This window comes from Bacillus sp. PK3_68 (genome assembly GCF_003600835.1).
Classification (GTDB): Bacteria; Bacillota; Bacilli; order Bacillales; family Domibacillaceae; genus Pseudobacillus.
In genome coordinates this window covers 3,400,362-3,422,465 of sequence record NZ_NQYC01000001.1, presented here as the reverse complement: position 1 = coordinate 3,422,465, position 22,104 = coordinate 3,400,362, and the positions used below count along the sequence as shown (strand labels likewise).

Annotated in this window: 17 protein-coding genes and 2 pseudogenes; 8 read left to right on the top strand and 11 right to left on the bottom strand. The window is 41.7% G+C overall.

Annotated elements, in window-relative coordinates:
- Nucleotides 1-34 precede the first annotated feature (34 nt).
- Nucleotides 35-1,900, top strand: coding sequence for a bifunctional homocysteine S-methyltransferase/methylenetetrahydrofolate reductase (locus CJ483_RS17205; protein WP_120036339.1), 1,866 nt, complete (start codon nt 35-37; stop codon nt 1,898-1,900).
- Nucleotides 1,878-5,326: pseudogene (gene metH, locus CJ483_RS17200) on the top strand (methionine synthase). Before CJ483_RS17205 ends, metH begins: the two are co-directional and overlap by 23 nt.
- Nucleotides 5,327-5,814: 488 nt before the next feature.
- On the opposite strand, the gene CJ483_RS17190 reads toward metH, so the two are convergent.
- Complete coding sequence (locus CJ483_RS17190) at nt 5,815-6,588, bottom strand: SGNH/GDSL hydrolase family protein (RefSeq protein ID WP_259455702.1); 774 nt, start codon at nt 6,586-6,588, stop codon at nt 5,815-5,817.
- A gap of 210 nt (nt 6,589-6,798) precedes the next feature.
- Between CJ483_RS17190 and CJ483_RS24635 the strand changes: the two genes are divergently transcribed.
- Nucleotides 6,799-6,975 carry a hypothetical protein gene (locus CJ483_RS24635; protein ID WP_182917093.1) on the top strand — a complete coding sequence of 59 codons (177 nt, stop codon included), beginning with the start codon at nt 6,799-6,801 and terminating at the stop codon, nt 6,973-6,975.
- Between the two features lie 297 nt (nt 6,976-7,272).
- On the opposite strand, the gene CJ483_RS17185 is transcribed toward CJ483_RS24635, so the two are convergent.
- The 4 genes from CJ483_RS17185 to CJ483_RS17170 all read right to left on the bottom strand — a co-directional run bounded on the left by CJ483_RS17185 (nt 7,273) and on the right by CJ483_RS17170 (nt 12,605).
- Nucleotides 7,273-7,716, bottom strand: coding sequence for a LysM peptidoglycan-binding domain-containing protein (locus CJ483_RS17185; protein WP_120036337.1), 444 nt, complete (start codon nt 7,714-7,716; stop codon nt 7,273-7,275).
- Nucleotides 7,713-9,203: a LysM peptidoglycan-binding domain-containing protein gene (locus CJ483_RS17180; RefSeq protein ID WP_182917092.1), complete on the bottom strand. Its 1,491-nt coding sequence runs from the start codon at nt 9,201-9,203 to the stop codon at nt 7,713-7,715. The genes CJ483_RS17185 and CJ483_RS17180 overlap by 4 nt, the downstream gene beginning before the upstream one ends.
- Nucleotides 9,204-10,205: 1,002 nt before the next feature.
- A complete protein-coding gene (locus tag CJ483_RS17175; RefSeq protein WP_120036335.1) occupies nt 10,206-11,564 on the bottom strand; it encodes an IS1182 family transposase in 1,359 nt (452 codons plus the stop codon).
- A 336-nt stretch (nt 11,565-11,900) separates the two neighbouring features.
- Complete coding sequence (locus CJ483_RS17170) at nt 11,901-12,605, bottom strand: SH3 domain-containing protein (protein ID WP_120036334.1); 705 nt, start codon at nt 12,603-12,605, stop codon at nt 11,901-11,903.
- A gap of 582 nt (nt 12,606-13,187) precedes the next feature.
- On the opposite strand from CJ483_RS17170, the gene CJ483_RS17165 reads away from it, so the two are divergent.
- Nucleotides 13,188-13,388, top strand: a complete 201-nt coding sequence (locus CJ483_RS17165; RefSeq protein ID WP_120036333.1) for a cold-shock protein — start codon at nt 13,188-13,190, stop codon at nt 13,386-13,388.
- Between the two features lie 167 nt (nt 13,389-13,555).
- Here CJ483_RS17165 and queF read toward each other — a convergent pair whose 3' ends face one another.
- On the bottom strand, nt 13,556-14,056 hold the full coding sequence (gene queF / locus CJ483_RS17160; protein WP_120036332.1) for a preQ(1) synthase: 501 nt from the start codon (nt 14,054-14,056) through the stop codon (nt 13,556-13,558).
- A gap of 94 nt (nt 14,057-14,150) precedes the next feature.
- On the opposite strand from queF, the gene CJ483_RS24630 reads away from it, so the two are divergent.
- Nucleotides 14,151-14,471 carry a thioredoxin family protein gene (locus tag CJ483_RS24630; protein WP_182917091.1) on the top strand — a complete coding sequence of 107 codons (321 nt, stop codon included), beginning with the start codon at nt 14,151-14,153 and terminating at the stop codon, nt 14,469-14,471.
- Between the two features lie 60 nt (nt 14,472-14,531).
- Here CJ483_RS24630 and CJ483_RS17150 read toward each other — a convergent pair whose 3' ends face one another.
- From CJ483_RS17150 to CJ483_RS17130, 5 genes and pseudogenes are all read right to left on the bottom strand, one after another.
- Entirely contained in the window at nt 14,532-15,266 is a 735-nt protein-coding gene (locus CJ483_RS17150) for an ABC transporter ATP-binding protein (protein ID WP_120036331.1), read from the bottom strand.
- Nucleotides 15,266-16,045 (bottom strand): ABC transporter ATP-binding protein, encoded by a 780-nt coding sequence (locus CJ483_RS17145; RefSeq protein WP_120036330.1) that lies wholly within the window; start codon nt 16,043-16,045, stop codon nt 15,266-15,268. The genes CJ483_RS17150 and CJ483_RS17145 overlap by 1 nt, the downstream gene beginning before the upstream one ends.
- Nucleotides 16,045-17,097: a branched-chain amino acid ABC transporter permease gene (locus CJ483_RS17140; RefSeq protein WP_120036329.1), complete on the bottom strand. Its 1,053-nt coding sequence runs from the start codon at nt 17,095-17,097 to the stop codon at nt 16,045-16,047. The genes CJ483_RS17145 and CJ483_RS17140 overlap by 1 nt, the downstream gene beginning before the upstream one ends.
- A 5-nt stretch (nt 17,098-17,102) precedes the next feature.
- The gene (locus tag CJ483_RS17135; protein ID WP_120036328.1) at nt 17,103-17,984 is read right to left on the bottom strand and encodes a branched-chain amino acid ABC transporter permease; all 882 of its coding nucleotides are present in this window, start codon (nt 17,982-17,984) and stop codon (nt 17,103-17,105) included.
- A gap of 86 nt (nt 17,985-18,070) precedes the next feature.
- Nucleotides 18,071-19,260, bottom strand: a pseudogene (locus tag CJ483_RS17130) (ABC transporter substrate-binding protein).
- 620 nt (nt 19,261-19,880) lie between these two features.
- Between CJ483_RS17130 and CJ483_RS17125 the strand changes: the two are divergent.
- The 3 genes from CJ483_RS17125 (at nt 19,881) to CJ483_RS17115 (ending at nt 22,005) form a co-directional block, all read left to right on the top strand.
- Nucleotides 19,881-20,456, top strand: coding sequence for a beta-class carbonic anhydrase (locus tag CJ483_RS17125; protein WP_120036327.1), 576 nt, complete (start codon nt 19,881-19,883; stop codon nt 20,454-20,456).
- A 236-nt stretch (nt 20,457-20,692) separates the two neighbouring features.
- The gene (locus CJ483_RS17120; RefSeq protein ID WP_120036326.1) at nt 20,693-21,409 is read left to right on the top strand and encodes an MBL fold metallo-hydrolase; all 717 of its coding nucleotides are present in this window, start codon (nt 20,693-20,695) and stop codon (nt 21,407-21,409) included.
- Between the two features lie 14 nt (nt 21,410-21,423).
- The gene (locus CJ483_RS17115; RefSeq protein ID WP_120036325.1) at nt 21,424-22,005 is read left to right on the top strand and encodes a TetR/AcrR family transcriptional regulator; all 582 of its coding nucleotides are present in this window, start codon (nt 21,424-21,426) and stop codon (nt 22,003-22,005) included.
- Nucleotides 22,006-22,104: the final 99 nt, after the last annotated feature.

Below are 22,104 nucleotides of genomic sequence, written 5' to 3'. Positions count from 1 at the left end.
TGATTAGAATAAAGTTACGGAAAGGAAGAACCACATGAAATTATTAGACCGGCTGCAAAACGAAGTGCTGACAGCTGATGGAGCCATGGGCACTCTCCTCTATTCCTACGGCATCGATTTTTGTTACGAGGAACTTAATATAGAAAAGCCAGAAATCATTGAAAAAATCCATCGCGAATATATAAAAGCAGGCGCGGATGTAATCCAAACGAATACATATAGCGCCAATGCTCTAAAGCTTGCAAGATATGGAATGGAGGACCGTGTACGGGAATTAAATAAAGCAGCCGTGCGGATAGCAAAAAAGGCGGCTTCCTCTGAAGAGCGCTTCGTACTCGGGACCATCGGCGGCATCCGTGGAATCCGTAAAAGCAGCGCCTCCCTTGCCGACATTGAAGCGGCCTTTCAGCAGCAGGCAGAAGCCATCTTACTGGAAGAACCTGATGGCTTCCTTTTAGAAACGTATTATGACTTTGAAGAATTAACGACCGTTTTACAACTGCTTCGTCAACTTACAGATCTGCCAATTATTTCTCAAGTATCCATGCATGAACCTGGCATTCTACAAAACGGACTCTCGTTAAATCAGGCGTTCAATCAGCTCGAATCCCTCGGGGCAAACATTGTCGGCGTTAACTGCCGCCTCGGCCCTTATCATACAATCCAAGCATTTGAAGAGGTGACACTGCCTGAAAAAGCCTTTTTATCAGCCTATCCGAATGCAAGCCTTCTCGATGTAGAAGACGGCCGTATCGTCTATGAATCAGAGGCTGATTATTTTGGCCAGGCAGCCGTTCACCTTCGCAATGAAGGGGTCCGTCTTATTGGAGGCTGCTGCGGCACCACACCCAAACATATTGAGGCGGCCAAAAAAGCATTAGCTGGCCTTGCACCAATTACAGAGAAAAAGGTAATCGCCAGAAAGCCCATTATTATTAAAGAACCGACTCCTCCAGTGTTACCGCCGCTCCATGAGCAGGTAAAAAAAGAACGGACGATTATTGTGGAGCTTGATACTCCTAAACACTTGGATACTGCTGCTTATATTAAAGGAGCCACAGCCTTGCAGCAAACTGGCATGGCGGCTATTACAATGGCTGATAACTCGCTTGCTTCTCCACGTATCAGCAACTTAGCAATGGGCTCCCTGCTCAAAATGCAGCATCACATTCGCCCGCTTGTTCATATTACGTGCCGGGATCGGAATTTAATCGGCTTGCAGTCTCATCTTATGGGCTTGCATGCTCTAGGTCTTCACGATGTGCTGGCTATTACCGGTGATCCGACGAAAGTTGGCGATTTCCCGGGTGCTACTTCTGTTTACGACGTTTCAAGCATGGAGCTTATCCAATTAATTAAGCAACTGAATGAAGGAATTTCTTTTTCTGGAAAACCATTAAAACAAAAAGCTAATTTCTCCGTTGCAGCTGCATTTAACCCAAATGTACGTGTGCTCGACCGGGCGGTGAAACGTTTAGAGAAAAAAATTGAGTGCGGAGCCGATTACTTTATTACACAGCCTATTTTTACAAAAGAAAAAATTATTGAAGTATATGAAGCAACAAAGCATTTATCGACTCCGATTTTCCTCGGTATCATGCCGTTGACAAGCTCAAGAAATGCTGAATTCCTTCATCATGAAGTGCCTGGCATTAAACTATCAGACGAAACGCTTGCTAGAATGAAGGCCTATGAGCATGATAAAGAAACAGCAGCGCTTGAGGGCGTCAAGATTGCCAAGGAATTAATCGATACAGCGGCCAAGCTGTTTAATGGTATCTATATTATTACTCCATTTATGCGTTATGAAATGTCCATTGAATTGATCCGTTACATCGAAGAGTTAGATAGAAAAATGAATGAAAGAGGGATCACTCATGTCGAAACAATATCCAATTGAAAAAGAACTGGAAAAACGTATTCTTTTTTAGATGGCGCAATGGGTACAATGCTACAACAAGCTAATTTAACAGAGGAAGACTTCGGCGGTGAAGAATATGATGGCTGCAATGAGTATTTAAACATTACCGCGCCTCATGTAATCGAAAAAGTTCACCGGGATTATTTAGCAGCAGGCACCGATATCATTGAAACAAATTCATTTGGCGGCACGGCTCTCGTGTTAAATGAATATAACCTCGGTGATAAAGCTTATGAGATTAACAAGCGGGCAGCCGAAATTGCCCGTAAGTGCGCGGATGAATTTTCTACGCCTGATCATCCACGTTATGTGGCAGGTGCTATCGGTCCGACAACGAAAACATTGTCTGTCACAGGCGGAATAGATTTTGACACATTGAGCAGAGACTTTGAATTGCAGGCGACAGCACTCATTGATGGCGGCTGCGATGTTATATTAATGGAAACGAGCCAGGACATGCTGAACGTAAAAGCCGGTGTGCTTGGTATTCAACGTGCTTTTGAAGCTACTGGAAAAAAGCTTCCCATCATGATTTCTGGAACGATCGAACCGATGGGCACCACACTCGCAGGGCAAAACATCGAAGCCTTCTACATTTCTATCGAGCACGTTCATCCGCTATCCGTCGGCTTAAACTGTGCAACTGGTCCAGAATTTATGACGGATCATATCCGTTCGCTTTCTGCCTTATCTCAAAGCTTTGTGAGCTGTTATCCTAACGCTGGGCTTCCGGATGAAAATGGCTGCTATCATGAATCACCTGCGTCCCTTGCGGCCAAGATTAAAGGCTTTGCCGAAAAGGGATGGCTAAATATTGTCGGCGGTTGTTGTGGAACTACACCGGATCATATTCGCGCAATGAGGGCTGCTATTGAAAATATCCCTCCACGCAGACGTCCGGAACAGCCTCATGAACATGTTGTTTCCGGAATTGAGCCCCTTCATTATGATGATTCCATGAGGCCATTATTTATCGGGGAACGGACAAATGTCATTGGTTCCCGTAAATTCAAACGATTGATCATTGAGGGCAAATATGAAGAAGCGGCAGAGATCGCTCGCGCCCAAGTAAAGGGCGGCGCTCATGTCATTGATATTTGTCTTGCCAATCCTGATCGTGATGAACTTGAAGATATGGAAGCCTTTATGCAAGAAGTCGTGAAAAAGGTGAAAGTGCCGCTCGTCATTGACTCAACGGATGAAGCAGTTATTGAAAAAGCCTTGAAATACTCACAGGGAAAAGCAATCATCAACTCCATCAACTTAGAAGACGGTGAAGAGCGCTTCGATGCTGTCCTTCCACTTGTAAAACAATATGGAGCAGCCGTTGTAGTGGGTACGATTGATGAAACGGGTATGGCCGTGACCCGCGAACGTAAACTGGAAGTAGCCGAGCGTTCCTATGACCTGCTCGTCAATAAATGGGGTCTTCCGCCTGAAGACATTATTTTTGATCCGCTCGTCTTCCCCGTGGGAACAGGAGATGAACAATACATCGGTTCAGCCGAAGAAACAGTGGAAGGCATCCGGCTAATTAAAGAAAAAATGCCCAGATCTTTAACCGTTCTTGGTGTCAGCAACGTATCATTCGGCCTCCCGCCTGTTGGCCGTGAAGTGTTGAATGCCGTTTATCTATATCACTGCACGCAAGCTGGACTCGATTACGCCATCGTAAATACTGAGAAGCTGGAGAGATTTGCTTCCATTCCAAAAGAAGAAATAACGATGGCAGAGAAGCTTCTTTTTGAAACGAATGATGAAACGCTAGCAGTCTTTACTGACTTTTACCGTGATAAAAAGAAAGAGAAGAAAGAGGAAGATATTCCGAAGACAGTAGAAGGCCGGCTTAGCTATTATGTCGTGGAGGGCACAAAGGAAGGCTTAATCCCTGACTTGGAACAAGCCTTGACGATGTTCGATACACCGCTTGATATTATTAATGGTCCATTAATGGAAGGAATGGCGGAAGTTGGCCGGTTATTTAACGATAACCAGCTTATCGTAGCGGAAGTGCTGCAGAGCGCTGAGGTCATGAAAGCCGCTGTTGCCTTTTTAGAGCCTTATATGGAGAAAAAAGAAAACGACAACGGGAAAGGAAAAGTTGTACTTGCTACAGTAAAAGGTGATGTTCACGATATTGGTAAAAACCTTGTCGACATTATTTTAAGCAACAATGGTTTTAAGGTCGTCGATTTAGGCATTAAAGTGACACCTGCTGAATTGATTGAAGCGATAAAACGAGAAAATCCTGATATGGTTGGACTTTCCGGCCTACTCGTTAAATCGGCCCAGCAAATGGTTATTACAGCCCAGGATATGAAAGCTGCGAACATTGATTTGCCAATCTTAGTTGGCGGAGCGGCACTTTCCCGCCGCTTCACAGAAACAAAAATTTCACCGGAATATGAAGGTCCAGTTCTATACGCCAAGGATGCGATGGATGGGCTGGCTATTGCCGGACGTCTGCAAAACACTGAAGAAAAAACAGAGCTCTTAAATGAACTGAAGGAAAAGCAAGAAAAACGCAAGGAAGTAGAAGCTTACCGGGAAACGATGAAGCCATCTTCATCTGTGGCTGTATTGGAAAAGCCAAAGAAAACAGTTCGCCAGGATGTTCCTGTTTACGTGCCGCGTGACTTGCAGAAACGCCTTCAGCGTGACTACCCTGTTGCTCACTTAGAGCCTTATGTTAATATCCAAACATTAATTGGCCATCACCTTGGGTTAAAAGGCAAAGTAGAAAAACTGCTCGCTGAGCAAGACGAAAGAGCAATTGCTTTGAAAGAAACGGTGGACAGCTTTCTGCAATCCGGCCGTTTAAAAACAGCCAGCGTCTATCAATTCTTCCCTGCCCAGTCTGATGGAAATGACGTTATTATTTATGATCCTGCTGACAGCAAAACAGAGATTGAACGCTTCACATTCCCTCGCCAGCAAAAAGAACCGTTCCTTTGTCTGGCTGATTATTTAAAATCCGTGGATAGCGGCGAAATGGATTATGTTGGATTCTTCGTTGTGAGTGCCGGATTTGGTGTTCGGGAACAATCAGTTGAGTTAAAGGAAAAAGGCGAGTTTCTCCAAAGCCATGCTCTTCAAGCGACAGCTTTAGAACTGGCAGAAGGATTTGCTGAGCGGATTCACCAAGAAATGCGTGACCAATGGGGCTTCCCGGATGCTGTTGATTTTACGATGAAAGAACGCTTTGCCGCCAAGTACCAAGGACAGCGTTTCTCATTTGGCTATCCAGCTTGTCCAAACTTGGACGACCAGACAAAGCTCTTTAAGCTTCTACAGCCTGAAGAAATCGGCGTCCGCTTAACCGAGGGATGCATGATGGAACCAGAAGCTTCTGTTTCTGCTATCGTCTTTGCTCATCCTGATGCTCGATACTTTAATGTTAACTAAATAAGCAAAGAGCACCTTCGCTATGAGGTGCTCTTTATTTATTATTAAATAAACGTTAAACATTATTTTTGTAGATAGTACATAACAGAGTAAGCAATCATGCGGTGTCCTGTTGGACTCTGGTGACATCCCCCCTCAGTTCATCAGCTAGCCCACTTTCACCAAACACGGCATCTGTTTCTCCACGGTCTCTAGCAATGGCATAATCAGTTGGTAATTTCATTTGTATAGAGAAATTCAACTGCTTGGGCATAAATTGTTCTATGTATCTCAAACTAATACAGAAAACCATAAATGCGGACAAAAAGACTGTCCTATTAACTTCTCTCAGTTAAACAGCTAATAAAAAATTAGCTTCTGCACGTTTAGTTCTCCTTCAAACTCGCCTTTTATAGACATGAAAGGACTTTCACAAAAAGAATAAAGTCCCCTCCCAGCCATTGTCTGTTGCGTTTTTCCAATGTTGTTTTCCCTGCAGCAGTTGCTTGTCATTTTGCAAGCTTAGCATTAAGCGCATTGTTGACAAAACGATAAATTACCTCTGCTCCCTGTGGGGTAAGATGAGTGCCAGATGAATCAATCCATCCTGAATCGATTAAATTCCGGTCGGTTATTCCCTTCATTGATCTCGTCATTATGTCGTAGTTATCAATTAAAGTAACCTTCTTTTCTTTGGCTACCTTTCTGACGATCGCGTTATATGAATTATGCCATTGTCTGGCCCCTTTATATTTAGCATAAAGCCTCTGGTCATATCGGGAGTAATAATACCCATTCTGTCCATTCCCTTGGATAACAGGTATAGTTGTCATTAAAATCACTTCGATTTTGCGTGCTTTTAACGCATCAGTAAAATATTTTAAGTTGCTTTCAAATCGGGCCTTCGATACACGCGGCTGCCCTTTGGCATTTAAAACCGCATCATTGGTTCCAAACATAATAATGACTGCTTTTGGCTTTTTATTTAATACATCTATAGAAAAACGTTTCCGGCCATTTTCCGTTGTATTGCCGCCAATACCTGAGTTAATGACTGTGCGGGTTTGTTGTAGCTTCGTTACCCATTTACTTTTTTCATCATACTTATTGATTTTCCAATTTGTTCCTTGCGTATTGCTATCTCCGAACGCTACAATTACCTGCTTCGCTGAAGAAGGACGTTGTTGTTTTGCCGCTACAGCAGAAATGGGAATCAAGTTAGCCGTGATGAAAAAAAGCAAGACCAACCACCTAACCCATAGTTGTGTTTGTTTCCTTTTCAAGTTTCTTCCTCCATTTCCTTCATATAGTACACCATCGCTCCATTATACTATGCTTTTCGCACCGGTCAACTCTCCTTACAGTCTCTCCTTGATAAAGCCTTCTCTTGCATCTTCACAGAATGAGATTCTTCTTTTGCCGCTATTCTATTCAGCTATTGGTTGTATAAGCAGGCGCTCCTGAGCCACATTAATAATAAAGGAGATGATTAAATGAAGAAAAAAGATCCAGAAAAGACGCCGCTCATCCCTGCCAAACCAGAAATGAATCTTCATACTGATGCAAGTGAATATCTTCCCGGTGAATCTGTGGATGAGCACGGGAATCTTGAAGTAGCCAACGAAATGATTGGCCTTAAAGAGATTGGCCAACAGCATAACAATCTTTAATACCTATACTCATTCTCACAATCATCTGCTTAGAAGCTCTTCAATCAAAAAGCCAGCCGTTCATTTTTTATGAACAGCTGGCTGAAAAGTCGTGATACCCCTTTTCTTACTTAACATTCCCATTACTCACCAACAAGTCGCCCTTGATTAAACGATTAACTGTAGAGAATTACTTATGATTATGCTGAACTGCTCTCAAACAAAGGAGCTTGCCAGTAATACATAGCATTAAACATTTAGATCAGTGGCGATTACATGATGAGGAGAAAACGGCAGAAGCTATCCTACCGCTTCCCCCTAAATTTTCTCTACATTAATTAAAGCAGGACGCTGCCCGTCACTTCCTGTTGTATAAGTTAGCAAGACTTGCTGATTTTCTTCGTGTGAATAAGATTCAGATGATCCATACGAAACTTCTAGTACTTGATATGAACCATCTATTAGTACTTCGATGGAACGATTATCAATAGCTCCAACGATCATTCCCTGACTTGTCTTTACATGATCCGCAGGAACTTGAAGACTTGTTCCAATGATGGCTACAGGGTATTGAAGCTTATTTAACTGCATAAGCGCACTCACTTTTGTATTGAATCTCTCGGCAAGAGAATACAAAGTATCTCCTGGCTTTATGTGATAAGTGACAGTCGGCGGTTTAACAGCCGCTACCTTCCCATCAGCCATCGTATTTTTCTGTTCGACGGTTGAGACAACGATCGTTCGTTGATTGCTTTTCGTCAAATTTTCTGCCGAAATATTAGTTTTTTTGTTAAAATGGATAAAGAATCGTCATTCTTGACGATATTAACAGTAGAGGAAGCCTGTTTTGGCTTTTGGGTTATCTTTTGGCCGGGTATTTTGCCTGGCTCTTTTTTATTTGTCTGTTCTTTATTTTTATAAATAATTAATTTTTGACCGATCTTTAAGGCATCTGTTTTCAATTGATTGTCTTGCCTAATCTTTTCAACTGTCGTGCCATACTTATTAGCTATCTTCCACAGGCTGTCTCCCGATTGAACGATATGTGTCACCGTTGAACCTGATGGGGCTGGTGGCTTTGGCTGTTCTGTCGGCTTTTGTCCCGCTCCTGGTTTGGCCGCTGACCCTTTTGGCGTAATGATTAGTTTTTGACCAATCTTTAAGGCATCTGTTTTCAATCGATTGTCCTGCCTAATCTTTTCAACTGTCGTGCCATACTTATTAGCTATCTTCCACAGGCTGTCTCCTGATTGAACGATATGTGTCACCGTTGAACCTGATGGGGCCGGTGGCTTTGGCTGTTCCGTCGGCTTTTGTCCCGCTCCTGGTTTAGCCGCTGACCCTTTTGGCGTAATAATTAGTTTTTGGCCAATCTGTAATGCATTCGTTTTCAATTGATTGTCCTGTTTGATCTTTTCAACTGTCGTGCCGTATTTGTTGGCTATCTTCCACAGGCTGTCTCCCGATTGAACGATATGTGTCACCGTTGAACCTGATGGGGCTGGTGGCTTTGGCTGTTCCGCCGGCTTTTGTCCCGCTCCTGGTTTAGCCGTTGATCCTTTTGGCGTAATGATTAGTTTTTGGCCAATCTGTAATGCATCCGTTTTCAACTGATTGTCCTGTCTGATCTTTTCAACTGTCGTGCCGTATTTGTTGGCTATCTTCCACAGGCTGTCTCCTGATTGAACAACATGATTGAACGAGCCGCTTATCTTTGTTTGTTGGGGGGTTACTTTCGTGACTGTTTGATCCAGCTTCTCCATGGCAGCTACTGCTACTGGTGCCTCTGTCGATTTTCCAGATGGTGTTGACCCTGTTTTAATTTCTTCTGGTTTGATGGATGGTTCAGTCTTTTCATTGCTTTCTTTATGGACCCCATTGTTTTCTAAATAATCCTTCTTTTGCTCCATTAATGTTAAATGAAGCGGCCGACCATTCTCATCAAGAGTTGGGACGATCATCTGCTGCCCAACATATAAATCATTAGAGGCAAAACCATTTTTACTTTTCAATTGTTCGACTGATACTTGAAACTTTTTGGCAAGCGAATAAATTGTGTCCCCCTCTTTCACCGTATAAGAGGCAGCACAATCGCATGCCTTTGCTTCTTCCGGCTGAACAAATACTGATGCAGCAGTTAATGAAACAGCCAGAGTTGCACCAATCCATTTAGAGTTTCTTTCATAAGCCCTCGCCTTCTTTAGCTTAGCAATCCTCTCTTGGCGAGTTTCCATCTTCTCGTGTTCCATACTCATCTCCCCATATATCTTTTTTCAAACAAGAGAATATTGAATTTTATCCATGTGACAATATTCTCCACAATAGGAAATATTACACGCAAACAGAAAAAACAACAAATTTGTTAAAATAATGACATTTTTATAATATATATATCTAAAATACTAAAAAAATTCCCAGCAATGGGTCTATTTTTCTAATCCTGTGCCCCATTGCTTTCATGATAAAACCAATACAGGCTAGGATAAGGAGGAATGAAAGTAGGCATAAAGATTCGTGGTGCCTCTTTTCCTAAAACAATCAAAAGTGGAGTTTAGGAAAAATTCATTAATTTTTCCTGCTTCATCTTTCTTTTATATATATAAAATAGCTCAATTATTGATAGAATCAGCCTATTCGCATGCTTTCATTAATTAATGGAAATAAACGGAATGAACAAGAGAGGAATAGAAGATTATCACCGCTTTTTATCATTCCTGCCAAAAACAAAGATGAGTCGTTTGACCTAAACGAATAAAAGAGGCTTACGTTGCAATTTAACAATGTTTCTTCTAACACGACTCTCATATATATAAAAATGACCTTTCCCCGATTGACTATTTGGGAAAGGTCTACTCTTTTTATTTTTTGTTTTAACCAATTAAGAATCATAATTTTGAAAAGGAAGCTCTCTTGCTTTACTAACTTCCACGCAAGAGGTGGTAAGAAAAGTCGATTTTACCTCTCGTTTTAAATAGAAGCCTCTCCGTTTTAGTTGTTTTCTTTTCCCTTCCATTTGTCCTTATTATTCTCTTCTACCGTCAGTGAATAAACCAATCTTTGGTTTATCCTGCTATAAGTGCCCAGAAGATATAATGATAAATCAAAGTATATAAAAAAGAACTGCTGTAATAAGCAGTTCTTTCAGTTTGTCGACAAAAGGGGTTCGGAATAGTCTTATTCCGAACCCCTTTTGATTTTTCGGTAGTTTTAAAGCCATTCGAGAGAAAGATAGACCTCTCCGAGGTCATCATTTAAGCCATTTCTGGTTCTCGCCAAGTCCAGCTGGCCATTTTCTTGAGATTCATGGCAGCGAAAGTAAGCATCGCTTGCATCGACAATTTTTTAAGTCCCCTTAACGTTGTCCAACGCATGCCATGCTTTTCTTTTGCATCTGCGAATACACGCTCAATCGTTTCTTTTCGCTCCGCATAAATCGCTTTAACTTCTTCGTGGTGGCGAAGATGGTCGGCCTCTTCCATATATTTCTGCCAAATATGGCGTGTCACCACTTTTTGATGATCTCTGCTTTCCGTGCATTTAGCTAAAAAAGGGCAGGAGGTACAAACCTGTTTGGGTGATCTGTATTCACGATAGCCTTCCTTATTCGTCGTTGAGTAATTCAATACTTCCCCTGCCGGACAAAGGTAACAGTCAAAATGTTCATCGTACACATAGTCATGCTTTCTGAAGAAGCCCTCTTTTGTGCGCGGCCGTGTATAAGGCAAGGCAGGTGTCATGCCGTTTTCCATTAAATAACTGGCAATGGCAGGTGTTTTGTAAGCTCCATCTGCACCAACAGCTTTAGGTTTTCCTACCTTTTCTATCACTTTCTCCATTAACGGCTCTAAGATCTGGCTGTCATGTGTGTTGCCTGGTGTGACCATTGTGCCAATTACGAATCCCTTACGGTCTGCGGCCGCGTGAAAGGAATAGGCAAATTGTTTGGTTCGTTCGTCTTTAACGTAGTAGCCACTGTCCGGATCGGTTGTACTTTCCTTGATTTCTTTCGTTTCTTCTTTATCGAACTTATCTGGCGGGAACGGCTTTTTTCCATGATCCTCTCGGTCCTGATTAATCTCTTCTTGGAGGCGTTCCGGATACGCGCGTGTTTCTTTGCGAACCATTTTCTTTTCAAATTTACGCTTATTCGCGCTAGCTTTTACATGAGTGGAATCCACAAAAACGTGCTCCGCACTAATGAGCTTTTTCTCGGCAGCTATTTTTAAGATACGATAGAAGATCTGTTCAAACAGGTCGGTATCTTTAAAGCGACGCTCGTAGTTCTTACCGAAGGTAGAGAAATGCGGCACTTTATCATGGAATCCATAACCGAGAAACCAGCGGTAGGCCATATTCGTTTCCACTTCCTCGATCGTCTTGCGCATGGATCGAATGCCAAAGGCATATTGGATCAATGTTAGTTTAATTAAAATAATTGGATCAATGCTTGGGCGGCCCACTTCCGTATACAATCCTTCCACCAAGTCATAAATAAAAGAGAAATCCATCGCTGCCTCCATTTTACGGACCAGGTGATTCTCTGGTACAAGCTGGTCTAGAGCGATCATTTCTATTTGATTCCGTTGGATTGGATTGTTTTTCGAAAGCATCTTTCTCACCTCAAGTGTTTGATCTATTTATTTTAAAACAGGTATGGTTGTACGGCTACTCTAACTTTGTAACCCCTGTTGATTGAAATGGATGGCGCAAAGACTCCTGCGGGATCAGCGGGACAGGTGAGACCCCGCAGGCGCTTTCGCGGCGAGGAGGCTCACCGCCCGCCCCGCGGAAAGCGAAGCGCCTGGAATGGAAATCAACAGCTCCCATTCACAAGCAAAATAAAAAGGACTGTAGACAAACTCTAGAATTTCATTGAGTTTGTCTACAGTCTGAAAGAACTGCTGTAATAAGCAGCTCTTTACAATATATAGCTATAGAAGATTTAATTATCCGTGATACCAGCCTGTTTTTACATTAACCGTAACGATATAGTCGTAGTATACTCCATCCATCTTAGCGCTTACTGAATAGTATCCTTGATTGCCAAAAATACCGGATTTTTTATATCTGATCGTATCGATGGAATCTGCGTATCCTTGTCGCACTAGATCAGCTTCAAATGCCGCCTTCACCCCTGGCGCCCAATTATAGGGATCAGCAAATTTCAACTCGTGTGCTTTGACATAGGCGTATTTGTTTTTATATTTGATTTTAGACCAGCCATATTGATCAGCTGAAATCCAGTCGCCCTGATCCTTACCGACAGGTACACCGCCATATACTTGCACTGGTTGACCCGCCTTAATGCTCCCTACGGTTTTATACGAGGTGCCTGGAGAAGCTTTTACGACAAGGGATTTAGCTGCGGTGGCCTTATCATAATTTACAAACCCGCTTGAAGCTACGTATCCCGCTTTTCCATTATATTTAATCTTCGACCATCCACCTGATTCAGTGTTGTAAACAAATACCACTGTTCCATTCTTTAATGAACCGATAACTTTTGCTTTTGGACTTGGCTTTTCACGCACATCTAACTTTGCTACACCGACCGTATAGTGCTTGTTTACAGCCGCTGCTTCTGCTTGTTGTGAAGGTAGTAAAGTGGCGAATAAAATCAAAGCAGCAATGAACCCGACAATCTTTTTCATAAATGACCTCCTATATTCTCTATCAATGCGATGATTATACCACAACTTTTTTCCTATCAATTAGTTCTTTTTAGATTTTTTAAAAAAATTAGGGAATGAAATAGCAGGATAAGCTTCAAGTCCCGCAGTATTCGTTCGCAGCTCCCTACATCTATGCATCTTCCCTCACCCTAGATAGCTTTTACAAACAAAAGAGATGCCTTATTAGGTCATCTCTTTTAAATAGACTGCCATGGTCACATCACTAGCAAACTTCTTGGAGCCTTAAACCACTAAAGATACTGCCGCTTAATGCCAGCTTGCCTCTCTTTCGATATAGCAGGCATCCATCCTAGGCCTTGAGCGTAACAATGGTAGATTGATGGAATGAATAAACATCATTTCCGGGGGGATTTTAACTTTTTTACATTTATAAAGATTATATTTTATTTTCACTTGTTCATTCAAACTTTTCATGTTACATTTAACAGGAATTATTTTTGTTCGGTAAGGATTGATAAGTGATATATATACTTTCGTCTGGAAGAGTTGGAGCAAGGATAGTAACACAATGTATGCGCTGCATACGAGGAGGAATTACAAATGGAACAAGGTAAAGTGAAATGGTTTAATGCAGAAAAAGGTTTTGGATTTATCGAACGCGAAGATGGAGACGATGTATTCGTTCATTTCTCAGCTATCCAAGGCGACGGTTATAAATCTTTAGACGAAGGTCAAGCTGTAACATTTGATATTGAACAAGGCCAACGCGGATTGCAAGCAACTAACGTTCAAAAAGCATAATACAAATCAACGAATAAAAACAGACTCTAAAATTAGAGTCTGTTTTTATTTTAAACACCATAAAAATTCCCTATTCACGAATGAATAGGGAAAATCGAAACAAGTAATAGTAAATGGTAGACCAAGTATAGCATAGTATTCTTATGATCACTAATGATTTTTATTTTTTAACGGTTATCCACCGTTTCGGGATACATATCGTGGTTCATTAAACGATAATTCGCCATTTCTTCAAACTTTGTTCCCGGACGTCCCCAGTTGCAGTATGGATCAATAGAAATGCCGCCACGCGGCGTAAATTTGCCCCATACTTCAATGTAGCGAGGATTCATTAATTCAATCAAGTCATTCATGATAATATTCACGCAGTCCTCATGAAAATCACCATGGTTACGGAAGCTGAATAAATAGAGCTTGAGTGACTTGCTTTCTACCATTTTGATGTCAGGAATATAGCTGATATAAATGGTCGCGAAATCCGGCTGACCAGTCACCGGGCAAAGGCTTGTAAATTCCGGACAATTAAATTTTACAAAGTAGTCCCGATTTGGATGTTTATTGTCAAATGACTCTAAAATCGACGGATCATATTCAAATGTATACTTCGTTCCTTGGTTTCCTAAAAGTGAAATATCCTGCTTTAATTCTTCTTCGTTTCTTCCTGCCATTAGAAGATCCCTCCCTGTTCAAACTATCTTCCATTATAAGCGTGCTTGCTGTGATAATCAAAAAAGATTTACAATAAGGGAAAGGAGTGATTTTTTGCATACGATTTCATCGCTTGCCGAATTGCAGACAGCCCTTCACGAGCATGAGGCTGTTCTTGCCTTTATTTCTGGCCCAAACTGTTCAGTATGTCATGCCATCCATCCACGTGTAGAGGAATTGCTGAAGCAATTTCCCGATGTATATGCTGTAGAGGCAAATATGACGGAAGCACCCGACATTTCTGGTCAATATACGGTCTTTTCTGTTCCAGCTGTTCTTTTTTTCATTCAAGGAAAAGAACGATTTCGAAAAGCCCGTTTCATCTTGATGGACGAGTTGGAAGAAGAGATAAAACTTTCACTGAAACTAATATAGGACAGCAAAAAGGGATACTGTTTGTGTTTCACAGTATCCCTTCTCTATTCCTCTTATTCATTAGACAGAAACAGATTGGCTTTTGCCGCCGAGATAAGCATCTCGCACTCTTGGGTCCTTCATCAATGCTTTAGCTTCTCCTTCGATAGCGATCTCTCCCCGTTCCATCACGCATGCTCGATCAGCCACTTTCAAAGCAGCTTTTACATTTTGCTCCACTAAAATAATGGTTGTGCCAAATTCTGTGCGCAGCTGATCAAGGATATTCATAATGTCCTTAACAATCAGCGGTGCCAGCCCCAATGATGGTTCATCCAGCATCATTAATTTCGGGTTAGACATCAAACCGCGTGCAATAGCGAGCATTTGCTGCTCCCCGCCGCTGAGCAGGCCTCCGGGACGATCTTCCATTGTTTTTAACTTTGGAAACAATTCATAACAGCGGTCTATATCTTTTTGGAGTGTTTTTTTGCTTTGCCGATAGCGATGATAAGCACCGAGCATCATGTTATCTTTCACGGACAAAGCATCAAAAATCTGCCGACGCTCCGGTACAAGACAAATTCCCTTTTTAACAATGGCTTCTACCTTTTGCTTGCCGACCTCCTCTCCCTCATAGAGAATGCTTCCTTTGCGTTGTTGATAAATGCCGGCAATTGTACCGAGCAGTGTGCTTTTCCCAGCCCCATTTGAACCGACAATAGCGAAAATCTCTCCTTTGTTTAATTCAAAGGAAATTCCTTTTAACACATGGAGAAAGCCATGATACGTATGAATATCCGTTGCTTTAAGCATCAAATCGCCTCCTCCTCTTCCGTTCCAAGATAAGCGGCAATTACCTTCTCATTTTCATAAATTTCAGCCGGCGTACCTTCGGCAATCTTTTTACCATAATCAATAACGACAATGCGATCAGAAATTCCCATTACTGTTTCCATGTCATGCTCTACAAAAAGAAATGACATTCCTTCATCCCGCTTTTTCTTAATAATATCAACAAGCTGTCTTGACTCTTGCGGATTTAACCCGGCCATTGGCTCATCAAGAAGAATGAGCTTTGGCGAAGAAGCAGACGCTCTGGCAATTTCCAACAGACGCTGATTTCCATAAGGAAGCACTTCTGCCGGTTCAAAAGCGAGATCAGCAATTCCGACTTTCTCTAAACAACTCATTGCTATATCGAACGCCTGCTGTTCTTCCTTCCTCACACCCATCAACCGGAAACCGGCCTGTAGAAATCCTGTTTTTAATCGGCAATGCACACCGGTCATTACATTTTCAATGACACTCATATTTTCGAACACCTGCAAGTTTTGGAATGTACGGGTAATGCCTGCATCAGCAATTTGGTAAGGCTGTTTTCCTGTTATTTCCTTCCCGCTGAAAAACACTTGCCCCGATGTAGGCGGCAACACACCGGTAATCATATTGAAAAGCGTTGTCTTTCCAGCACCGTTCGGTCCAATTACCGCCACGATTTCCCCTTCATTTAAATGGAAGTCAACGCCGCTAACAGCGACAACACCTCCAAAGGCTTTCGTTAATCCCTTCACTTCCAGCAGCGGTTTGCTCATTATTTACTCCCTCCCACTGTTGCATCAGCATTCGGCGGTCCAGTGATGGCGGTCTTTTTAGCTTTCCGTCCCGCTAGACGTCCCCATAACTTTCCAAGTGTCGGTGCAAGTCCTTGAGGCATATAAATTAAAATGGCAACAAGAAGTACACCAAAGAAGACAATTTGGAATTCTCCTCCCACATTCGGAAAAAACACCGGAATAATGTCTTTTAAAAGTTCGTTTAACAGAACATAAACAATGGCTCCAATCATTCCTCCCCAAACACTTGCCGATCCTCCGATAACAACCATAATCAGGAAGTTAATCGACTCCATCGCTGTAAATAGATCTGGATTAATAAAAGTCACGTAATGAGCATACAAGCTGCCAGCAACGGAAGCGTAGATGGCACTTAACACAAATACCTTTAATTTGTACTGTTGAATATTCACTCCGATTGAATTGGCTGCCACATCACTGCCATGGATAGAACGGAGTGCCCGCCCAACACGTGAGTCAATAATATTTTTAGAAAAGATAATACCGACAATCAGTAGCGCCCAAATCAAAAAGTAAAATTTCACATCCGTATCAAAAGAAAATCCGAACAAATTAAATGATGGGATACCAAAGAATCCATTTAAGCCGCCGGTAAGCTCTTTTAATTCCTTGAAAAAGGTAAAAATAATGATACCGAAGCCAAGTGTGGCAAGCGCTAGATAATTCTCTTTAAGCTTCAATGTTGGGATGCCGATTAAAACCGCAATGATAATTGCTAAAGCCACACCAACCAGAATGCCAACAATTCCTGACATTCCATAAGTCCCCGTCATGACAGCGGAAGCATAAGCGCCTATTCCGTAAAAAGCGGCGTGTCCCAGTGATATTTGTCCCGCATACCCCATAAGCATGGTCAATCCTGTTGTAACAATCGCATAAAGACCTACTAAGATCATGACACTTAACAAAAAGGAGTTAGCAAAAAAAGGAACAATGATGAGAGCAGCTATGAACAGCAAGAGACCGCCATAGTGCCTGTTATATAGCTCTTTTACTTTTGGATGATTCATCTACTCTACACCCGCTTTCCACTCGCTTTAGCAAACAGCCCATTCGGCATGAAGAACAATACGATAAGAAGTAAGGCAAAGCTGATTGCATCTTTATATCCTGACGTCCACAAACCTTCTGTAAATGATTCCAATATCCCAATCATAAAAGCGCCGATAATGGCAGCTGGCGCATTGGTCAACCCGCCAATTACCGCAGCAACAAAAGCTTTCATGCCAATCATTAATCCCATTTCGTATGTGGCTCCCGAGATCGGGGCGATAATAATACCGGCAATGGCTCCAAGCCCTGCGCTCACTGCTATCGAAATAAAAGACATCCATTCGGGCTTAATTCCCATCAATCTAGCAGCAGAACGATTGACTACACATGCTGTAACAGCTTTTCCAATGAATGTTTTATTAAAAAAGTAGTGCATGGCAATTAAGCTGACGACTGAAATCCCCACTGCCCAAATGCTTTGTGGCAGCAATACGGCATTTAACACGTTAATCGGATTATTTTCTGTGAACGGCGACAATGATCTTGGCTGTGTTCCCCAAATTAGAATGGCAAGCCCGCGGATCGCAATCGCTACCCCAAGCGTGATAATAATCAATGTTGGGAGCGATGCATTACGCGCCGGATAGATGGCTGTCCGTTCAAAAATCCCGCCGATTAGCACGACGATTCCTATGCTTAAAATGATTCCTAATCCCATTGGCATATCCATGGAAACAAATGTAATCGCAAACATCGCCCCAAGCATAGCAAAATCTCCTTGGGCAAAGTTCAAAACGCCTGTAATGTTATACGTGATGACAAATCCGATGGCAACTAATGCATAGATACTGCCGATTGTTAAACCTGAAAAAATCAGCTGGATAAATTGACTGGTTAGCTCCATGTTTACTCCCACCTTTATCAGGAAAGCAGGGAATCCTCTTTCCTTCCCTGCTTCTCTCTTTAATCAATGATTCAGCTTGCTGCCGGTTACTCCCCTAGCTTCCATTCGCCATTTTCGTCGATTTTCACCATGACGAGACTATCAGACTTTAAGCCATTATGATCTTCTGGTGACATTTTAAATGTGCCTGAAATACCTACAAATCCATCTGTTTTCTCAATAGCTTCCCTTATCTTCTCTTTATCAGCTCCGCCTTTTTCAAGGGCTTCCGCTAAAATATGAATAGCGTCATACGCATGGCCACCAAAGGTGCTTGCTGTATTTTTATACTTGCTTTCATAGGCTTCTTTGAAAGCCGAAAGCTTTTCTTTTGTGGATCACTATCGTCTAACTCATTTAATACCAATAGTTTTCCGGCTGGGAAAATAACTCCATTTGCTGCGTTTCCTGCTAATTCAATAAATTGCTTTGTCCCGATTCCATGGCTTTCAATGATGGGAACATCCATGCCAATTTCACGAATATTTTTCGTTACAACCGCTGATTCCTGCGCTGTTCCCCAAACAATAACTGCTTCAGGCTTTGCTTTTTTAACACGTGTTAAAGTAGATTTAGCGTCATTGACTGTCGCTTCAAACTCCTCTTCGATGACCGCTTTCACGCCATGATCGCCTGCAAGCTTTGTGAATTCCTCATGACCGCTAGTACCGTAGGAATTAGCTACATTAAGCCAGGCCACTTTTTTAACTCCCTCTTTTTCCAAATATTCAAGCAATTTAGGAATGACAACATCATCTCCCTGTGCCGTTTTAAACGTCCACTTACGCGGTGATTTGTCATCCGGGTTATTTACTTGCTTGCTGGCTGCCAGCGAAAGATATGGAATGCCTGCTTTTTCAACCAACGGTATCATGGCTAGACTGTTACCGCTAATTGTTCCCCCGATAATTGCCGTTACCTTTTCTTGCTCAATTAATTTCTTTGTGGCAAGGACTGCTTCATTTTGATCTGACTTTGAATCGATGGAAATCAGTTTAATTTTCTTTCCGTCAATCCCGCCCTTTTCATTCAGTTCATCAACGATCATTTTTATCGTTTCCTCTTCGCCTTTCCCAAGTGGTGAAGCGCTTCCAGAAGCATCAATTACACTGCCAATCTTGATTTCTCCGCCTGAGTCTTTTCCATCCCCTGATGCAGAATCAGCGTCTCCCCCACTGCATGCAGCAAGGAACACCATCATCATTGCTGTTAACAGCGCTAACATTCTTTTCTTCATTTCCTTCTCTCCCTTCAAACTTACAGCATCCTTCTAGGTCTAAAGTAGTCGAATTGCATTCGTAAAGTGTGGGAAGGAAAGCCGTTCTTTCTTTATAAAGTAAAGCTGATTTAATCATCGTAATATCATAAGTTAAATCAGCTTTCTTTTTTTGTTATACTTTTGGAGAAATTTAATAGGTAAGGAAATATAGCCTGTTTTATTTGAAAACCTTTCCATATCATCCTTTAAACGTAATAATATATTAAAAAAAGGGCGATGACAAGACAATTTTCATGAAAATATTAAATTTTCTGACATATTATTTTATAACATTTAAAAGTTGTTCGTTACTCCAAACGTTATATACTATCATCCCTCTTTTTCTCTTTGCTTCACTTACTTTAAGATATTCTTTCCTCTTTCATTCATTCCGTCTCTCTAACTATTTCGACCCACTCAAATGAATCCTTTTTATTCATTTCCGCAGGAGAAATCGACTTCTCGCCTATCCACGGGAGATATTTATGAATAAAAAGCAGTAATTTACTACAAAAATCCTAATTAATTGAGTATAGAATAAGATATAATTTATTGTAGCTAAGATGGAAAATAAGCTGAATGAAGAAGGGGTTGGTTAGATGACGTTATTACATGAAGTACTGTCCTATAACAAAAAGTTCGTGAATGATAAAATGTATGAAGAATTTACAACAGATAAATTCCCTGATAAGCGTGTGGTCATTTTAACTTGCATGGATACGCGTCTGGTAGAATTAGTTACTAGAGCGATGAATTTTAGAAATGGCGATGTAAAAATCGTCCGCAATGCTGGAGCTATCGTTAATCATCCATTCGGAAGTATTATGAGAAGCTTGCTTGTAGCCGTCTATCAGCTGCAAGCAGATGAAGTATTAGTCGTTGGTCATCACGATTGCGGGATGAGTACGCTATCAAGTGATGTGATTCTAACTGCGATGAAAGAACGGGGCGTGAAAGAGGAAAAAATTGATACGCTCCGCCATGCTGGTATTGATGTAGATCATTGGCTTGAAGGATTCAGCAGTGTTGAAGAAAGTGTGAAGCACAGTGTCGATATGGTAAAGCAACATCCTCTCATGGTAAATGAAATTCCTGTGCACGGGCTTGTCATTGATCCTGAAACAGGAAAGTTAGATCTGGTTGTGAATGGATATGAAAAAGAAGCAGCTCTTTAAGGGCTGCTTCTTTTTCATATTATTGGCGGACATTTGTTTTCTTCCTTGTTCGTCTGACTGCTGTATTCCCCCTTCTTATCAAGCTTCGCACGTTGACAGACAACTACTTGAGAAGTTAGGCTCTTGTACTCTGAGAAAGGTAGAAAACAAACCCTATATTTAAATTATCATTGCTAAAACTAACAATATTAGTTAATATATTAATTATATTAGTAATAGTTGGGAGTTTGATAAAAATGAAGATAACAAAGGCTGGCACATTGTTTCAATTGACTTTTACGCCCCATATTTTTCCTGTTAATTGTTATTTAGTTGAGGAAGAAACTGAACTTACACTCATTGACGCAGCTCTTCCCTATAGTGGAAAAGGGATTATGCATGCTGCTAAAATGATTGGCAAGCCAATCACAAAAATAATGATTACACATGCCCACGATGATCATGTGGGGGCACTGGATACTTTAAAGGAAGCAATGCCTAATGTTCCTGTCTTCATTTCTTCAAGGGATTCTTTATTGTTTGATGGCGATATCCGTCTTATGGAAAATGAAGCAGACAGTCCGATTCGCGGAGGAGTCCCCAAAAGGCTAAAAACCCGTCCAGATTCCCTTCTTCAAGAAGGAGAACGGGTTGGCTCATTGGAGATCGTATCTTCCCCTGGGCATACCCCTGGTTCCATTTCCCTTTTTGATATTCGAAATCGCAGCCTAATTGCTGGTGATGCCCTTCAAACAAGGGGAGGGATGGCAGTAGCCGGAATGATTAGACCATCCTTTCCATTTCCGGCATTCGGCACTTGGGATAAGGCGACAGCGCTTGAAAGTGCTAAAAAGCTAAAAAACCTTCGTCCCGGTCTGCTCGCTGTAGGGCATGGCAAAATGCTGGAACAGCCGGAAGGTTTAATAAATAAAGCCATTATTAAGGCAGAACAAAAATTACATCAATTCTCTTAAGAGGTGAACATACCATGTCTCCCCGTATGAAATTAGATTTGTCTGTTGTTTTGCAAAAAGCAGTTGAGCTCATTGACGATAACGGGCTCGAACAACTGTCCATCGGCGTGCTAGCGAAAGAATTACAAGTGCGTCCTCCCTCCCTCTACAACCACATTAACGGATTAGATGAGTTAAAACAGAAGCTGGCGATCCAGGGCATAAAGTCACTGTACGAGTGCATGCTGCAGGCGGCGGTGGGCCGTTCAGGAGACGAGGCAATCAGAGCGCTTAGCCAAACTTATATAGAATTTGTAAGAACACATCCCGGGCTTTATGAAGCTGCTACCCGATTCCCTGATCCTGAAGATCGTGAACTGCATCAAGCACAGCAGGCTATCGTTAAACTTGTCGTTAAAGTTCTTCAGGCATACAACTTGAAGGAAGATACTGCTATTCACATGGTTAGAGGACTACGAAGCATTTTGCATGGCTTTACTTCGATTGAACAAATGGGTGGATTCGCGATGTCATTAGATATCGATCAAAGTTTCTTTATTTTAATTGATACTTTTATTGAAGGGATTCATTTAATGGCTGTGAAAGAGAACGAATAAGTCTCTGTGAAAAATAAAAATATAGCTAGTTAAACAAGCTGATTTCTTTTGCGATTATATAAAAAGAGAACATGCTAAAGCACTTAGTGAAGACACCGA

Excerpts from the sequence above, each read along its gene's own strand:
- CJ483_RS24635 (WP_182917093.1), top strand. The coding sequence starts at position 6,799 with ATGAAGAAAAAAGATCCAGAAAAGACGCCGCTCATCCCTGCCAAACCA.
- CJ483_RS17205 (WP_120036339.1), top strand. The coding sequence starts at position 35 with ATGAAATTATTAGACCGGCTGCAAAACGAAGTGCTGACAGCTGATGGA.
- CJ483_RS17140 (WP_120036329.1), bottom strand. The coding sequence starts at position 17,097 with ATGAATCATCCAAAAGTAAAAGAGCTATATAACAGGCACTATGGCGGT.
- CJ483_RS17170 (WP_120036334.1), bottom strand. The coding sequence starts at position 12,605 with ATGAAAAAGATTGTCGGGTTCATTGCTGCTTTGATTTTATTCGCCACT.
- CJ483_RS17125 (WP_120036327.1), top strand. The coding sequence starts at position 19,881 with ATGACGTTATTACATGAAGTACTGTCCTATAACAAAAAGTTCGTGAAT.
- CJ483_RS17115 (WP_120036325.1), top strand. The coding sequence starts at position 21,424 with ATGTCTCCCCGTATGAAATTAGATTTGTCTGTTGTTTTGCAAAAAGCA.
- CJ483_RS17180 (WP_182917092.1), bottom strand. The coding sequence starts at position 9,203 with ATGGAACACGAGAAGATGGAAACTCGCCAAGAGAGGATTGCTAAGCTA.
- CJ483_RS17120 (WP_120036326.1), top strand. The coding sequence starts at position 20,693 with ATGAAGATAACAAAGGCTGGCACATTGTTTCAATTGACTTTTACGCCC.
- CJ483_RS17145 (WP_120036330.1), bottom strand. The coding sequence starts at position 16,045 with ATGAGCAAACCGCTGCTGGAAGTGAAGGGATTAACGAAAGCCTTTGGA.
- CJ483_RS17175 (WP_120036335.1), bottom strand. The coding sequence starts at position 11,564 with ATGCTTTCGAAAAACAATCCAATCCAACGGAATCAAATAGAAATGATC.
- CJ483_RS17165 (WP_120036333.1), top strand. The coding sequence starts at position 13,188 with ATGGAACAAGGTAAAGTGAAATGGTTTAATGCAGAAAAAGGTTTTGGA.
- CJ483_RS17150 (WP_120036331.1), bottom strand. The coding sequence starts at position 15,266 with ATGCTTAAAGCAACGGATATTCATACGTATCATGGCTTTCTCCATGTG.
- queF (WP_120036332.1), bottom strand. The coding sequence starts at position 14,056 with ATGGCAGGAAGAAACGAAGAAGAATTAAAGCAGGATATTTCACTTTTA.
- CJ483_RS17135 (WP_120036328.1), bottom strand. The coding sequence starts at position 17,984 with ATGGAGCTAACCAGTCAATTTATCCAGCTGATTTTTTCAGGTTTAACA.